The sequence below is a fragment of the Streptomyces sp. 3N207 genome (genome assembly GCF_052246355.1).
Lineage (GTDB): Bacteria > Actinomycetota > Actinomycetes > Streptomycetales > Streptomycetaceae > Streptomyces.
On the sequence record NZ_JBQQBV010000006.1, the window covers coordinates 110,391 to 124,731 of the forward strand.

At 70.2% G+C, this 14,341-nt stretch carries 11 protein-coding genes and 1 pseudogene; 5 read left to right on the forward strand and 7 right to left on the reverse strand.

Translation table 11 applies throughout. The annotated features are described in order from the left end of the window. Positions 1-290: 290 nt before the first annotated feature. The 6 genes and pseudogenes from ACTWP9_RS11930 to ACTWP9_RS11955 form a co-directional block, all read right to left on the reverse strand. Positions 291-1,400, reverse strand: a complete 1,110-nt coding sequence (locus tag ACTWP9_RS11930; protein ID WP_443246043.1) for a YeiH family protein — start codon at positions 1,398-1,400, stop codon at positions 291-293. After that, complete coding sequence (locus ACTWP9_RS11935) at positions 1,400-1,972, reverse strand: cysteine dioxygenase (RefSeq protein ID WP_443246044.1); 573 nt, start codon at positions 1,970-1,972, stop codon at positions 1,400-1,402. The genes ACTWP9_RS11930 and ACTWP9_RS11935 overlap by 1 nt, the downstream gene beginning before the upstream one ends. Positions 1,973-2,059: 87 nt before the next feature. Next, positions 2,060-2,965, reverse strand: coding sequence for a LysR family transcriptional regulator (locus tag ACTWP9_RS11940; RefSeq protein WP_443246045.1), 906 nt, complete (start codon positions 2,963-2,965; stop codon positions 2,060-2,062). Positions 2,966-3,024: 59 nt separating this feature from the next. Further along, complete coding sequence (locus ACTWP9_RS11945) at positions 3,025-4,560, reverse strand: MFS transporter (RefSeq protein ID WP_443246046.1); 1,536 nt, start codon at positions 4,558-4,560, stop codon at positions 3,025-3,027. A 125-nt stretch (positions 4,561-4,685) separates the two neighbouring features. Next, positions 4,686-5,795, reverse strand: a pseudogene (locus ACTWP9_RS11950) (N-acetylmuramoyl-L-alanine amidase); the annotation flags it as partial. Between the two features lie 297 nt (positions 5,796-6,092). After that, positions 6,093-7,586: an FG-GAP and VCBS repeat-containing protein gene (locus ACTWP9_RS11955; RefSeq protein ID WP_443246047.1), complete on the reverse strand. Its 1,494-nt coding sequence runs from the start codon at positions 7,584-7,586 to the stop codon at positions 6,093-6,095. Positions 7,587-7,962: 376 nt separating this feature from the next. Between ACTWP9_RS11955 and ACTWP9_RS11960 the strand changes: the two genes are divergently transcribed. The 4 genes from ACTWP9_RS11960 to ACTWP9_RS11975 all read left to right on the forward strand — a co-directional run bounded on the left by ACTWP9_RS11960 (position 7,963) and on the right by ACTWP9_RS11975 (position 12,288). Further along, a complete protein-coding gene (locus ACTWP9_RS11960; protein WP_443246048.1) occupies positions 7,963-8,550 on the forward strand; it encodes a hypothetical protein in 588 nt (195 codons plus the stop codon). 149 nt (positions 8,551-8,699) lie between these two features. Beyond that, positions 8,700-10,499, forward strand: coding sequence for a DEAD/DEAH box helicase (locus tag ACTWP9_RS11965; protein WP_443246049.1), 1,800 nt, complete (start codon positions 8,700-8,702; stop codon positions 10,497-10,499). Positions 10,500-10,735: 236 nt separating this feature from the next. Continuing rightward, on the forward strand, positions 10,736-11,380 hold the full coding sequence (locus ACTWP9_RS11970; RefSeq protein WP_443246050.1) for an IclR family transcriptional regulator: 645 nt from the start codon (positions 10,736-10,738) through the stop codon (positions 11,378-11,380). Between the two features lie 83 nt (positions 11,381-11,463). Continuing rightward, positions 11,464-12,288 (forward strand): S16 family serine protease, encoded by an 825-nt coding sequence (locus ACTWP9_RS11975; RefSeq protein ID WP_443246051.1) that lies wholly within the window; start codon positions 11,464-11,466, stop codon positions 12,286-12,288. 19 nt (positions 12,289-12,307) lie between these two features. Here the strand turns inward: ACTWP9_RS11975 and ACTWP9_RS11980 are convergent, their stop codons facing one another. Beyond that, complete coding sequence (locus ACTWP9_RS11980) at positions 12,308-12,793, reverse strand: Lrp/AsnC family transcriptional regulator (protein ID WP_443246052.1); 486 nt, start codon at positions 12,791-12,793, stop codon at positions 12,308-12,310. A gap of 151 nt (positions 12,794-12,944) precedes the next feature. Between ACTWP9_RS11980 and hppD the strand changes: the two genes are divergently transcribed. Further along, complete coding sequence (hppD, locus tag ACTWP9_RS11985; protein ID WP_443246053.1) at positions 12,945-14,093, forward strand: 4-hydroxyphenylpyruvate dioxygenase; 1,149 nt, start codon at positions 12,945-12,947, stop codon at positions 14,091-14,093. Positions 14,094-14,341 lie beyond the last annotated feature (248 nt).

Consider the following 14,341-nt stretch of genomic DNA (forward strand, 5'->3'; position numbering starts at 1 on the left):
ACGCTCTCACCCACCCCAGATATGGGCGCCACCCGCAGACAAAGGGCAGCAGCCCTCGGGCGGAGATCCCTCACGTCAATGGCTTCCGCGGTTGCGGAAGGGGGGTTCTAGGGGGGCGAAGCCCACCTGGCGGGGGGCCGTTGGGGGGCGGAGCCCCCCGACACGACCTGTCGGCGGCAGCCGAAAAACAAAGGGGGCGTGCCCCCACAAGCACCGGCAGGCAGCCGAAAAACAAAGGAGGCGTGCCCCCACAAGCGACGGCCCTCAAGGGCGTGCCCCCACAAGCGACATCAAGCGACCAACAGGACACCCCCATAAGACACCCCCGCAACAACGAACCACGAAAACACCCCAAGGGCGGCAACCCGCAACCCCGTACGGCTCAAAGAAGGAACGTGCACCGCGCTGCCAAGCCCAAAAAGCGCGGCGGCCAGCAGAATCTCCTGCACCCGCGCGGCCCCACCCAAAACAGCGCCGGGCACCCACCCGGTGGTGCGCAGGGCAACCATGCCGAGAAAGCCCAACACGAACAGCGGCACCAATGGGGGCCGCCTCCCCGCGACGCGCGAGCCGGCAGCACGCCGACGTACGGCCAGAACCATTGCCGCGACGACCGGCGCCAGCATCAGCACGCGAAGAAGCTTCACCAGCACGGCCTGACCGAGAGCCTCCGGGCCACCGGTCTGCGCTGTGGCGACGACCTGCCCCACATCGTGGACCCCGGCACCGACCCACCGCCCGAACTGCCCGGCATCCAGACCCAACGGCCCCTGGAGCAGCGGCAGTACGACGATGGCCAGCGTCCCGCACAGCGTCACCAGCGCGACCGAGGTCGCAACGTCCTCCTCCTCGCTGCCCCGCACCTCGCTGACGGCACCGATCGCGGAGGCCCCGCAGATCGAGTAGCCGGTCGCGACGAGCACCGGCTGGTCGCCGCGTAGCCCGAGCTTGCGGCCGAGCCATACGGTGCCGAAGAACGTGGCGGCGACCACGCACACCACCATCGCCACCGTCGCCCACCCCAGCCCCAGCACATCGCTCAGCGCGAGCTTCAGCCCGAGCAGCACGATGCCGAGCCGCATCAGCCGTTTGCCCGCCAGCGTCAGTCCGGGACGCGCGGCCCCGCGTACCAGGCTGCGCAGTCCGGGCAGATGCGCCACAGCGATCCCGAGCCCCACGGCCGCCGTGAGCATCGGGACGGCGGGAACGAGCAGATGCACCGTCGACGCGACGACGACGCCGAGCGCGGCGAGCGCCAGCCCCGGCAGCCGGCTCGGCTTCCGGGAGGGCGCGGAGGCTGCGGCGGCGGCAGGAGCTGCGGCGGCGGCACGGGCTGCTGCGGCGGCAGGAGCTGCGGCGGCGGCAGGAGCTGTCCGTGTGCGGTCCCCCAGCAGGGCCATCAGGCGTCGGCAGGAAGGTCGTAGACCCGGCGGACGCTGCTGCCCAGCCGCGAGATGTCGGCACCGTAGATGTGCAGGGAGACGGCCACGTCGTCGCAGCCGTTCCACACCCGGTGGATATCGCCGGGCGGCGCGAAGCCGCATACCGCGCCCAACGGGTTGACCACGTCCTCGGTGGCGACGAGCCGCGCGGTTCCGCCGCCGGCCTCGGCGGGCAGCAGCCGGTAGCGGCGCTCGTGCTCCTCGCCCTGGTGGACGCCGGTGACGCACCAGGAGACGTGGTCGTGGACGGAGGTGCCCTGACCGGGCAGCCACACCAGGGCGACGAGGGAGAAGCTGCCGTCGCTCTCGGCGTGCAGCACGTGCTGGCGGTAGCGCTCCGGGTCGGGCTCGCACTGGGCGCCGGTCAGCAGATCGTCGGCGCCCAGGTGCGGTGTCAGCTTCTCCCCGACCAGATACGCGGTCACGTCTGGCGGCAGCCCCCTGCCGACGGCCTCGCGCACGTCCTCGATGAGGGCGCGCATACGCCCCGTCGTCCTCGCGGCGGAAGGAGTGGTCGTCGTCGCTGTCATACGGGCAGCGTCGCGGCGCGCACGTATCACGTCCAACGACGGTTCGTTGGGGGCGCTCTCAATTCTGCTTATGGATGGGGGACGGTCTCAGCAGCCCACGCGGCGCTCCGCCGTGGCGCGCAGCGCCTCCAGGACGCGGGCGGTCGCCGGTATCTCCAGGTGCTCGCGGAGTACGTACGCCGAAACCTGGCGGCGGGAGGCGGGGTCCAGGGCGCGTCCCGTCACCTTCTTGTGGACGAGGAAGGAGAGGACCAGCCCCGGCACCATGGCGACGCCCAGCCCCTCCGCGACCAGGCTCTGCACCACCAGGTTGTCGTCGGTGGTGAAGGCGATCTCGGGGGCGAAGCCCAACTCCGCGCACTCGTGCAGGAAGTTGGCCCGGCAGCGCAGACAGCCCGCGATCCAGCGTTCGTCCGCCAGTTCCTGCAGCCGCACGGCGCGGCGCCGCGCCATCGGGTGCCCGGTCGGCAGCAGCACGGTGAGCTGGTCCTCCAGCAGCGGGATCTCCACCAGCTCCTCGGGCACCTGTTCGCGCAGGCCCGGGTAGGTGAAGGCGAGGGTGATGTCGCACTCGCCGCGCACCACCCGGCGCAGTGACTCGGGCGGTTCGTCCTCCTGGAGCCCGACCCGGATGCCGGGGTGCTCGGCGGCCAGCTCGGCGAGGGCCTCGGGCACCAGGGTGGCGCCCGCGCTGGGGAAGGCGCAGACGGTGACCTTTCCGGCCCGCAGTCTGGTGAGGGACTCCATCTGCTGCCGGGCCGTACTGATGCTCTCCAGGATCACCTCGGAGTGCCGGGCCAGCGCCTCCCCGGCCTCGGTGAGCCGCATCCGGCGGCCGACGCGGATGAACAGCGGGGTACCGACGGACCGCTCCAGGGCCTTCATCTGCTGGGTGATCGCGGGCTGGGTGTAGCCCAGGGCGCGGGCCGCTGCGGAGTAGGAGCCGGCTCGCACCACTTCGTGGAAGGTCTGGATGTGCCGCGAGTCGAACATGGCAGAACCATAAGCAGAATTTGGGGTCACATGGCAGTCGGCGGGGTGCTGCTTCTGGATCACTCTGCTTTCACAACTGCCTCAGCAGTCGCTGCCGTGTCGGGTTCCGTAGCCGCGGCCGGTTCGTCGGCTCCCGGCTTCGGGCGCAGCCGCCCCGCCACCCATACGCCCGCGACCGCGACGACGGCCGAGACGGCGTACACGGCCGTGAACGCCGCCGGCTGCGCGCCGTCCGGGCCGAGGCCCGCGCCTCCGGTCCCGCCGTCGGCCCCGGTGACGGTGACGGAGCCGCCGCCGAGGGCGGCGAAGAGGGTCCCGGTCAGGGCGAGCAGCAGAACGTTGGACAGCCCGTCGCTCAACTGGAGGGCCGCGGAGTTGCGTCCGGCCTCCTCGGGCGCCGAGAGCCCGAGCAGCAGCACGCTCAGCGAGGAGATGGTCAGGCCCATACCGAAGCAGCCGACGGCCATTGCCAGGGCGAGCGTCCACACGGGTACCGACTCCACCAGCACCAGTGGCGAGCAGCCGATGGCGAAGGCGACCAGCGCCATACCGGTCCGGACGAGCCGTTCGCGGTGCGGTTCGAACCGGGTCCGCGACTGGGTGAAGGAGCCCAGCGCCCACGTCACGCCGCCGGCGGCGAGGGTGAGCCCCGCCAGGGTGACCGACAGCCCGCGCTGGGTCACCAGCATCAGCGGGACGAAGCTCTCGGCGACGACGTAGGAGCCGGCCGCCATGCCACGGAGCAGTACGACGGAGGGCAGTCCGCGCGCTGCCCGTACGGTCCCGCGGGGCAGCAGCACCCGGAGCGCGAAGGCCAGCAGCGCGACCCCGGCTGCGGCGGGCAGCAGCGCGAACCAGCGCAGGTCCTGGCCGGCGTACTGGAGCAGTCCGGCGCCCAGCGCGACGGCGACCGCGAGCCGGATGCGCCGCCCGCTCCTGTCCCCGGTCCCAGGCGCGGCGGCGCCCTCCGGCGGCCCGGAGGCCCGGCGCTTGAGCGGCGGCAGCATCACCAGCAGCGGCAGCACCACGAGCACGGGTATCCCGAGGAACACCCAGCGCCAGCCGAGCTGTTCGGCGACGGTGCCGGAGATCAGCGGGCCGACGATGGAGGGCACCACCCAGGACGCGGCGAACGCGGCCATCACGGTGGGCCGCAGGCGTTCGGGAAAGGCGCGGCTGACGGTGACGTACAGCGCGACGATCACCAGCCCGCCACCGATGCCCTGCACGGCGCGGCCCAGCACGAAGACCCACATGGCCACGGCGGTGCCGGACAGCAGGAGGCCACCGGCGAACAGCACGATGCCGGTTGCCAGCGGGGGGAGCGGTCCTCTCCGGTCGCACCACTGCCCCGAGGCGACCATGCCGACCACGGAGGTGGTGAAGAACGCGGAGAAGGCGTACGCGTAGAGGGAGATGCCGTCCAGCTCGTCGGCGGCCAGCGGCATGGCCGTACCGACCGCGGTCGCCTCGAAGGCTATGAGGAGGACGACGGAGACGATGCCGAACGTCAGCGGCCGGTACGCGCTGCTGAGCACGGACTCGGCGCCGAGCGCCGACGGTCTTTCGGGCTGGGAGGTCCCGGTCGCTGCCATGACAACCACGGTAAGCGCCACCTGTGATGGGCGACACCTACCGTGGTTGCTGAGACAGCTCGGCCGTTGGTCCTAGGTCATGAGCGGTCCTCGGTCATGAGGTGCTCATGGCCTTCCGGGCGTCAGCCCTTGACCAGCTGCATGTACTTGTTCCAGTTCCAGTGCTTCCCGGGGTCGGTGTGGTCGTTCCCGGGAACCTCGACGTGGCCGACGATGTGCTTGCGGTCGAGCGGCACGTTGTGCAGCTTGGCCAGGTGGCGGGTCAGCTTCGCCGAGGAGCGGTACATCGAGTCGGTGAACCAGGAGGCGTCGTCGACGTACCCCTCGTGCTCGATGCCCAGCGTGGAGGGGTTCGCGTTTCCGACGTGGTATGCGGTGTCCACGTTCTTCACCATCTGGGTGACTTCCCCGTCCTTGGAACGCACCACATAGTGGGCGCTGACCTTGGCCGACGGGTTCTGGAACCAGTTGATGGTGCCCGCGTACGAGCCCTGCGTCACATGGACGACGATCTTGTCGACCTTCGCGGAGCGTCCCTTGCGGTAGTTGGCACTGTTGGCCGGGACCCACTTCGCGCCGGGATAGCCCGGGGCCTTCGCGCCCACCCCGGCCGTGCTCACCTTGCTCTTGTCCGGGTGGACGTCATGGCGGGCGATCTTGACGTCCTCGCCGTCCGGCGCGGTGCCGCGGACGCCCTCTTCCAGGAACTCGTAGACGCTGTCGGCGTACATCCGCGCCGTGACGCCCTTGGCGCCGCTGTAGTCGGCGACGGCCGGGTACCACTTGTCCACGTCATTGCGCTCGGCTGCGCTCAGCCCGAGCTTGTCGGCGTAGGCGCGCAGCACCGCGGCCCCGCCGTGGATGTTGGCGTCGGTGTCCTTGCGCAGCTCCGATGCGGACTTGCCGGTGATCTTGGCCGCCTGCTCGAGCGTGTGCCGGGAGGGGTTGCTGACCAGGTGCATCACTCCGAAGCCGTGCGCCTGGCTGGGCTTGCCGTTGTGGCCGTCGAAGTGGGTCTCGCCGTAGCCGACGGCGGCCAGCACATCGCGCGGTACGTCGTACTTCTCGGCGGCCGAGTCGAAGGACTCGTTCATCGAGGGTGCTTCGCTCGGTCCGGCCGTCGCCGACTGGACCCCGGCGAACAGTGCGCCGGAGGCAAGGACCGTGCCCAGGCCGATGGCGACAGTGGCCCTGGTGCGCTTGCGTGATCTGCGGGCATGCATCTGTGAAGGCATGACTGCTCCTGTGGTGGGGGGATGGAGCTCAGGCGCCTGGGGCGTCACAGTACAGACGTGGTTTGGCCATGACAACGCCCTTCCCTCACCTCACAGTTGACCTCATCTATAACTTGATGCTCAGTCAGAAGCAGGTCTGTACCGCAGAGTTGGCGCGCCCCGAAGGGGCGCGGGGAACTGCGCGAGCAACCAAAACGAACGCGCACGCGGGCAATCTCGCAAAGCTCCAACGGCGAAAAGCCGGCGCCGCCGCGGTGGAGCTCTACCACGGCGGCGCCGGCCCGCAACTGGCAAGGATCAGTGCGAGAAGGCGCTCCCCAGCTGGGACCCCTTCTCCGGCGCACCCAGCGTCTTGGGCCCGTACGAGACAACGCCCTCAGCTGTCAGACCGCCGGAGGCACCCCGCAGCACCCACACCGCACCCGCGTCGACGGCGGTGCTGTCGCCGTCCTCACCGGGTGCGCCGGCGGCCAAGTCGTCCCGGCCGTCCTTGTCGGTGTCGCCCATGGTCAGAGCCGAGCCGAAGCCGTCCTTGGCCTCGACGGCGCCGGGCACGCCGGCACTGCCCTGGTCCCAGTTCTTCGCACCGGTGCCGGTCAGCCCGTTCTTGCCGCCGAGGAGCTGGACGACGGCGCCGGTGTCCTTGCCGCCTGCGCCGCTGCCGACGTCCTCGCCGGGCACGCCGACGGCGATGTCCGCGTAGCCGTCACCGTTGACATCGCCGGCGGTGAGCGCCTTGCCGAACTCGTCACCCTCTTCGTTGGTGCCGGGGACGCCCGCGCTGTTCTGGGTGAGCGTTGCGGTCCGCTTGGCGCCGGGGCCCTCGGCCGAGCCGTAGAGGACCTTCAGGGTGCCGTGGTCGTACGGCAGGTTCTCCACGACGCCGCCCGGGACGGTACGGATCACCAGATCGCCGAAGCCGTCCTTGTCGACGTCGGCGATGACGCCGCTCTCCGCGTCGGGCACGCGCCCCGGCTTGTCGGCGAGTCCGTCCTTGGTGCCCTTGAAGAACTCGCTGCTCTCGGACATCTCCTCGAACGCGTGCGTGGTGACGAGGTCGTCGATGCCGTCGCCGGTGGCATCGCCCGCCGTCAGTGACGTCGGCCCGAACTCGTGCCCGGTCGAGTACTCGGCGACCTTGGCGGCCTTGCCGTCCCGGGTGAAGCCGCCGTACAGCACCTTCACGCCGTTGCCGTCGAAGTCGCCGCTGCCCAGGGCGAGGTCGGGCTTCTTGTCGCCGTTGAAGTCGCCCGCGACGAGGTCACCGGCATGGGCGCCCTCGGCCAGCTGCGTGGCGCTGGTGAGGCCCTTGCCCTTCTCGCCCCACAGCACGACGACGCCCTCGCTGCTGCTGACGGCGAGGTCGGACACGCCGTCGCCGTCGAAGTCGCGGGCGGCCGTGCTGCTGCCGAAACCGCCGGAGGACTCCGGGTCGCCGGGCACCCCTGCGGAGTTGGCACTGAAGAGCTGCCGGTGCGTGGTGCTCGCTCCCTTCGCGGAGCCGTATGCCACGGTCAGATAGCCCGCGTACTGCTTGCCTGCGACGGTGGCCTTGGGCGCGCCCGCGACGGTGTCGGCGTACCCGTCGCCGTCGAAGTCGGCCTTCGGGGCCGCGGCGGCCTTGCCGGATACCGCGGCGGCGCCGGAGGCCGTGGTCCGGCCCGTGGTCTCCGCGTTCGCCTGTGCGGCGGCGAAGGCGGAACCGGCCAGCAGCACGGCGGTCACTCCGATAACGCGGGCGGCCGTGGCAGTCGCGGTGGTGGTGGGGGTGGCTTTTGCGGGGTGACGCACTCATCCTCCTGTATGTCGCGCTCCGGTCCTCAGCGGCCTTGTGGTGAGCGGATGTTGGGCCTGCGGGGACGGATCGGGACCGGTGCGATGGCCTTACGCCCATGAGACCTACGAGGCGGGCGAAGGGTTGTCCTCGATGCGGGAACAAGGTGAACCCGCGGTGGCCCTTGTCAGTACGTGGCCGACGGGCCGTCGGTTCAGGTCGGCTGTTCCCCTGCTCCTTTTTCCTCACCCGCAGTTCAGTAGAAATGATCCGAAGAAAACATTCCGGGAAGATGGGTTTGGCCGTGGCTGCTGTGGCAAACTCCCGGATCAATTCACTAGTGAGCGGCCGCTTCCTTTTCGGGGGCGGCCACCAGATATGACAGGAATTCTCGTGCGGGGAAGAACTTCACTCGTCGCCGGCGCCGTCGCGGCGCTGGCCCTCATACTGACCGGCTGCGGCGGCGAGGAAGACGGCAAGAATCCAGGAGCGGCCGACAAGCCGAAGCAGCAGAGCAGCGAGAGCGCGAGCCCCAAGAAGAACACTGCCTCGCCCAGCACTCGGCCTTCCAAATCCGCGAGCCCCTCGGCAAAGCCCTCGGCCAAGCCGAAGCCCCCCGCCGCCAGGCCGACCACCAAGGCGCCCGCTCCCCGGCACAGCAACGGCTCAGGGTCCACCGGCGGGTCGTCGGGCGGCGGTGCCGCGGCGCCCACCAGCGTGCAGGGAAGCTGGTACTACCCGTTCCTCATCCGGGGCAAGGCCATCACCATGACCGTCAACGGAACCTCCTTCACCGTCACCGCGGCGGCCAGCGGCGGCAAGAGCTGCTCCGGGACGATCAACAGCAGCATGCGGATCAGCAGCAGCTGCGGGGGCAAGGCCGAGAACGGGCGGGCCGTACTGAGCGAAGGCGGTCAGAAGCTGACGTTCCAATGGGACAGCGGCCAGCCCGACCGCTTCGGACGCGCGCGACCCCAGTGATCCGGCGGGATGTTGGTCACAGCGCCCCGGGGACGTCCCCGGGCTGATCCGGGCGCGTGGGGCCACCGGTAGGGTTGCCGGGGCTGTGCCTGGCCGGCCGCCGACCGCGGTCGGCCGTCGCCGTACCTGACCCCGTCGTACCGGAGACCGTGACTACCACTCCCACCACCCCCAGCAGCAACCACCACCTGTCGCCCGCCTTTCCCGGCCGTGCCCCCTGGGGTACGGCCAGCAAGCTGCGGGCCTGGCAGCAGGCGGCGATGGACGCGTACCTGGAGCGGCAGCCGCGCGACTTCCTCGCCGTCGCGACGCCGGGTGCGGGCAAGACGACGTTCGCCCTCACCCTGGCCTCGTGGCTGCTGCACCACCATGTCGTGCAGCAGGTCACCGTCGTCGCGCCGACCGAACATCTGAAGAAACAGTGGGCCGAGGCGGCGGCCCGGGTGGGGATCAAGCTGGACCCGGACTACAGCGCGGGCCCCCTGAGCAAGGAGTACCAGGGGGTCGCCGTCACCTACGCGGGTGTGGGCGTACGGCCGATGCTGCACCGCAACCGTGTGGAACAGCGCAAGACCCTCGTCATCCTGGACGAGATCCATCACGCCGGCGACAGCCGCTCCTGGGGCGAGGCGTGCCAGGAGGCGTTCGAGCCCGCCACCCGGCGCCTTGCGCTGACCGGTACGCCCTTCCGCTCCGACACCAACCCCATCCCGTTCGTGGAGTACGCCGAGGACGGCGAGGGCATCCGGCGGTCCGTCGCCGACTACACCTACGGATACGGCGACGCGCTCGCCAACGGCGTGGTGCGGCCCGTCATCTTCCTCTCCTACAGCGGCAACATGCGCTGGCGCACCAAGGCCGGGGACGAGATCGAGGCCAAGCTCGGCGAGCCGATGACCAAGGACGCCGTCTCCCAGGCATGGCGCACCGCCCTCGATCCACGCGGCGAGTGGATGCCCGCCGTACTGCGTGCCGCCGACCACCGGCTGACGGAGGTCCGCAAATCGGTGCACGACGCGGGCGGCCTGGTCATCGCCTCCGACCAGGACTCGGCCCGCGCCTACGCCAAGCTGCTCCGCGAGATCACCGGCACCGGGCCGACCGTCGTCCTCTCCGACGACACCGGCGCCTCGCAGCGCATCGAGGACTTCCGGCACAACGACGGGCGCTGGATGGTCGCCGTCCGGATGGTCTCCGAGGGCGTGGACGTGCCCCGGCTGGCCGTCGGGGTGTACGCGACCACCGTCTCCACGCCGCTGTTCTTCGCGCAGGCCGTCGGCCGCTTCGTCCGCTCCCGGCGGCGCGGGGAAACCGCCTCCGTCTTCCTGCCGACCATCCCCACGCTGCTGACCTTCGCCAACGAGATGGAGGTCGAGCGCGACCACGTCCTCGACAAGCCCAAGAAGGGCGACGAGGACGATCCGTACGCCGAAGAGGCGGAGCTGCTCAAGGAGGCCGAGCAGGAGAAGGACGAGGACACCGGGGAGCAGGACCAACTGCCCTTCGAGGCGCTGGAGTCGGACGCGGTCTTCGACCGGGTGATGTACGACGGCGCCGAGTTCGGAATGCAGGCGCACCCCGGCAGCGAGGAGGAGCAGGACTACCTCGGCATCCCCGGACTGCTGGAGCCCGACCAGGTGCAGATGCTGCTCCAGAAACGGCAGGCCCGGCAGATCGCGCACAGCAGGAAGAAGCCGGACAGCGAGGCCGACCTGCTGGAGATGCCCGCCGACAAGCGTCCCGTGGTCACCCACAAGGAACTGCTGGAGAAACGCAAGCAGCTCAACAGCCTGGTCGGTGCCTACGTCCATCAGAGCGGCAAGCCGCACGGTGTCGTGCACAACGAGCTGCGGCGGGTGTGCGGAGGGCCGCCCAGCGCTGAGGCTACTGCGAGCCAGATCGAGGCTCGTATTGCCAAAGTGCGTGAGTGGGCCACGCGGATGAAGTAGCCGTATTCGGCAATTGTGCGGGTTTGTGGCGGTTATCGAAATGCCTCCCCCAGCCTCCGGCCGGGAGGTGCCCCCAACCCTCGCCGTTTCATCGGGAAAAGGTTTTGACCGGATTCTGGACAGCCTCTTCCGGTCAGCGGTGCTGCTCGCTACGTTTCCCGGACACACGGCCCGTGGCGATCCGTATCACTCCGTTCACCCGCGGCTGCCGTCACTCACCCGAGGGAGGGGCCGCCGTGACCGCGGAGACTTCTCAGACGCTCGACCGAGGGCTGCGCGTCCTCAAATTGCTGGCCGACACAGACCACGGTCTCACCGTCACCGAGCTGTCCAACAAGCTCGGGGTCAACCGGACGGTGGTCTACCGGTTGCTCGCCACCCTGGAGCAGCACGCCCTCGTGCGTCGCGACCTCGGCGGCCGGGCGCGGGTCGGGCTCGGCGTCCTGCGCCTGGGGCGGCAGGTCCACCCCCTGGTCCGGGAGGCCGCGCTGCCCGCGCTGCGCTCGCTGGCCGAGGACGTGGGCGCCACCGCGCACCTCACCCTCGTCGACGGCACCGAGGCGCTGGCCGTCGCGGTGGTCGAGCCGAGCTGGACCGACTACCACGTCGCCTACCGCACGGGGTTCCGGCATCCCCTCGACCGGGGAGCCGCAGGCCGGGCGATACTCGCCGGGCGGGGCCCCGACAGCGAGCGCGGGCCCGGGTTCGTCCTCACCCACGGTGAGCTGGAGGCAGGCGCCAGCGGTGCCGCGGCCCCGGTGCTGGGGGTGAGCGGGATCGAGGGCAGCGTGGGCGTGGTGATGCTCGCCGAGACGGTGCCGGAACAGGTCGGCCACCGGGTCGTCCGCGCCGCCATCGAGGTCGCCGATGCACTGCGGTGACAGGGTGCCCCGCGGACCGTACGAAGGGGACCGGAAGCCGGGGTCTTCGTACGGCCTCCGACCGCGGTCGATAGATTGCGGGGGTGTCCGCATTCAGCACCCGCGCCCCGGGGACCGACGGCCCGCGCCGTACCCGCCGCCGTACGCTCGCGCTCTGCGCGCTGCCCGTCGTCCTGCTGCTCATCGTGGCGCTGTTCGCCCCGCTGCCGTTCTCGCTCACCCAGCCCGGCGAGACGGCAAACGTGCTCGGCCGCACCGACGGCAAGCCGGTGATCGCCATCGAGGGCGCCAAGACGCAGCGGAGCGACAAGGGACGACTGCTGTCCGTCACCATCGCCGCGACCCGGCCCGAGACCACCGTGCGGCTGCCCGACGTGGTGCGCTCCTGGTTCCGCGAGGACCGGGCCGTGATGCCCCGTGAGGCCGTATACCCGGGGGGCGGGGACACCGAGGACGCCGAGAAGCGCATCACCAAGGAGATGAAGGACTCGCAGCACAAGGCCGTCACCGCCGCGCTGCGCCAGCTGCACCGCTCACCGAAGGACCTGCGCGTACGGCTGCGGCTGGGGGATGTCGGCGGACCGAGCGCCGGGCTGTTCTTCGCGCTCGGCATCATCGACAAGCTGGACGGCGACGGCGCGGGCGGGGGACTGACCGGCGGCCGTACCGTCGCCGGGACAGGCACCATCGACGCGAAGGGCAAGGTAGGGGCCGTCGGCGGCGTGCCGCTCAAGACACAGGCGGCCCGCCGGGACGGGGCCACCTACTTCCTCCTGCCCCGAACCCAGTGCGGCGAGGCGAACGCAGAGCTGCCCTCCGGGCTGCGACTGGTACCGGTCAGCTCGCTCCGGGGCGCGCTGGACGCACTGCAGGAGATCCGCACGGACGGCAAGGTCCCCAGCTGCTGAGCGGCTCATGGCCGCCCGCTCACCCGGCGGCCCCACTGTCGTCCTCGGCGGCCTGCCGTACCAGCGGCACGATGCGCAGCGGCACCGGATTCTCCATGACGATGGCCGTGGAGGCGCGGACGATGCCCTCGATGCCGACGACCCGGTCGATCACCCGCTGGAGGTCGGCGTTCGAGCGGACCACCAGACGGCAGAGCATGTCGCCGCTGCCGGTGGTCGTGTGCAGCTCCAGCACCTCGGGCACCGTCGCCAGATGCGCCCGTACGTCCGGGCCCTGGCCCTGCCTGATCTCCAGCGTCGCGAACGCGGTGACCGGATAGCCCAGCGCCGCCGGGTCGACCTGCGGCCCGAAACCACGGATGACGCCGCCCGAGGTGAGCCGGTCCAGCCGCGCCTGCGCCGTCCCGCGGGCGACACCGAGCCGCCGCGACAGCTCCAGCACCCCGATCCGGGGCTCCTCGGCGAGCAGTTCGAGCAGCCGTCCGTCCAGCCGGTCAATGCCCATGACTTGCCTCTCCGTATGTGACGTCGTAGGGCGGGCGAAAGGCTGCGCAGATTGCGCACATCGTCCGACCGATCGCTCCTCCCACTGAACAAACTGCCCAGGAGAAACGCAAACTATTGCGCACCTTGTCGCCTGGGGAGACCCTGCGAATATGACTGAGACCACACACGCGGCAACCCCGCAGACCGCACGGCAGGCAGACCCCTTCCCGGTCAAGGGGATGGACGCGGTCGTCTTCGCCGTCGGCAACGCCAAGCAGGCAGCGCACTTCTACTCCACGGCCTTCGGCATGCGCGCCGTGGCCTACGCCGGCCCGGAGAACGGCAGCCGGGAGACGGCCAGCTACGTACTGGAGTCCGGCTCGGCCCGGTTCGTGTTCACCTCCGTCATCCGCCCCACCACCGACCGGGGCCGCTTCCTCGCCGAGCACGTCGCCGCACACGGCGACGGCGTCATCGACCTGGCCATCGAAGTTCCCGACGTCCGCGCCGCGTACGCGTACGCCGTCGAACACGGCGCCCGCGGCATCGAGGAGCCGTACGAGACCAAGGACGAGCACGGCGTCGTCGTCCGGGCCGCCATCGCCACCTACGGCGAGACCCGCCACACCCTCGTCGAGCGCACCGGCTACGACGGGCCCTACCTGCCCGGCTTCGTCGCCATGGACCCCATCGTCCGGCCCCCGGAGCGACGCTTCTTCCAGGCCGTCGACCACTGCGTCGGCAACGTCGAACTCGGCCGGATGAACGAGTGGGTCGCGTTCTACAACAAGGTCATGGGCTTCACGAACATGAAGGAGTTCGTCGGCGACGACATCGCCACGGAGTACTCGGCACTGATGTCGAAGGTCGTCGCCGACGGCACCCGCAAGGTGAAGTTCCCGATCAACGAGCCCGCCGTCGCCAAGAAGAAGTCCCAGATCGACGAGTACCTGGAGTTCTACGGCGGCGCCGGCGTCCAGCACATCGCGCTGGCCACGGGCGACATCGTCTCCACGGTGCGGAGTATGCGGGCAGCCGGTGTGCAGTTCCTCAACACCCCTGACGCGTACTACGACACACTTGGAGAGTGGGCCGGCGAGACGCGGGTTCCCGTCGAGACCTTGCGGGAGTTGAAGATTCTCGTCGACCGCGACGAGGACGGCTATTTGCTCCAGATCTTCACCAAGCCGGTTCAGGACCGGCCGACCGTCTTCTTCGAACTCATCGAGCGGCATGGCTCCATGGGCTTCGGCAAAGGCAACTTCAAGGCCCTCTTCGAAGCCATCGAAAGGGAACAAGCCCTACGCGGCAACCTCTGATCCCCCTACCTGATATCCCAACCCATTCGCTGCGGGTGGCGCCCATATCCGAGGTTGGAGCCTGGGCGCTCTCACCCACCCCAGATATGGGCGCCACGTGCAGACAAAGGGCAGCAGCCCCCGGGCGGAGATCCCTCACGTCAATAGATCAAGGTCTTGCGGAAGGGGGGTTCTAGGGGGGCGAAGCCCACCTGGCGGGGGGCCGTTGGGGGGCGGAGCCCCCCGACACGACCTGTCGGCGGCAGCCG